1 protein-coding gene is annotated in these 1,518 nt (G+C 64.0%); it reads right to left on the bottom strand.

Features of this window, described 5'->3' with window-relative positions:
- Nucleotides 1-192: 192 nt before the first annotated feature.
- Nucleotides 193-1,365 (bottom strand): IS5 family transposase, encoded by a 1,173-nt coding sequence (locus tag ACFOM8_RS22950; RefSeq protein ID WP_377764677.1) that lies wholly within the window; start codon nt 1,363-1,365, stop codon nt 193-195.
- Nucleotides 1,366-1,518 lie beyond the last annotated feature (153 nt).

Raw genomic sequence — 1,518 nt, 5'->3', positions numbered from 1 at the left:
GGTGCAACCCTCGAACGGAGAATGCCGCGGGAGAGGCCGCCTACCCAGTCAGCTCACCCAGCGATCATGGGGTCTAACAGGCCGCTGAAGAAGTCTCCGGGGCGGAATGGTTTCCTCAGGACTATACCGAATGCCTAGAGCTTCCGGCCCATCGGGGCGAACGGTATGCGCGGCTGATGCCGCTTTTCGGCTTCATGCGGCGAGCAATCGGGGCAGCCGGGCGAGGTTGTTGGCCGCCATTGTCAGAACGAAGCGGGCGCGCACCCGTTCGACGCCGCGGTAAACGGTCTGTGCCATGCCGCCAACAGTCTTGGCCCAGCCGAACGCCTCCTCGATCCGCTTGCGGTGCTTCAGGGACAGGTCATAGCCCTTGTGCCGGGTGGTTCGTCCGTCGATCGCTGAACATCTCGCCTTCCGGGCGACATGCGGGGTCACACAGGCCTGACGCAGGTCAGCAACGAACGCGGAAGCGTCGTATCCCTTATCTGCTCCCAGGGTCAGCTTGCGGGTCGATCCCGGGGAGTGGCGATGAACCATGTCGAGCGCGGCACGCCGTTCGGCATGGCCGTCGGCCTGGGTCAGATCGCCCTGAACGATCAGGCCCGAACGGTTCTCCATCAGCGCATGGCCGATGAAGCACAGCATCGCACCGGTGCCGGGCGATTTCTTGTAGAGCCGGGCGTCCGGGTCGGTGGACGAGGCATGGGTGGCGTTCGACCGCCGCTCACCTCTGAAATCTACTTCGGCATTGCGGTGTTGGCGGGTGGGGCGGGGCATCGGGTCGGTCTCTGTTTGGGTCTGTTCGGGCTGGTCGGCGGCGGTCGTGTCTGGCGAGGGCGGGTCGCCCGGTCCCTCGTCATCAGGCGAGGGGATTTCCGGCTTCGGCTGAAAGCTCTTCATCGAGGCCCAAGCCTTGACCAGCGTGCCGTCGACCGAGAAGTGCTCGTCCGACAGGAGCGGCGCGACCTCCCGGTGCGCCAGGATCGCCGCCATCACCTTGCGCGACATCTCGGTCGTCAGCAGTCGGTCGCGGTTTTTCGTGAACACTGTCGGGACCCAGACCTGATCGTCGATGCCCAGCCCCACGAACCACCGGAACAGCAGGTTATACTGCATCTGCTCCATCAGCTGCCGCTCAGACCGGACCGAGAAGAGGATCTGGAGCAGACTGGCCCGGATCAGGCGTTCCGGCGCAATCGAGGGGCGACCGAAATCAGTATAGAGCGCTGCGAACTCGCCATCCAAGCTGGCCAACGCGTCGTTCACCACCTGCCGGATCTTGCGCAACGGATGCCGCGCCGGAACGCGCGCTTCCAGATCAACATAGCTGAACAACGACCCGCTCGTCTCATCCGTGCCGCGCATCATCACCCCCCGCCTTCGTCGCCCAGAGGGTGAATCATGTTCCTCAAAGCGGGTCGAGGGCCGGCTTTTTCAGCGGCCTGCTCTCATGATCGCAGTCAACCCCTTATTCCACGACAGATATTCCGGCTCGGCCGGGTGCGTTGTGGTATAGAT

This window comes from Paracoccus angustae (genome assembly GCF_042648745.1).
In the GTDB taxonomy this organism is placed as follows: domain Bacteria; phylum Pseudomonadota; class Alphaproteobacteria; order Rhodobacterales; family Rhodobacteraceae; genus Paracoccus; species Paracoccus angustae.
This window is presented reverse-complemented; position numbering and strand designations above follow the sequence as displayed.

What these genes read in the sequence shown, in the direction of transcription:
- ACFOM8_RS22950 (WP_377764677.1), bottom strand. Translation starts at nt 1,365, where the DNA reads ATGCGCGGCACGGATGAGACGAGCGGGTCGTTGTTCAGCTATGTTGAT.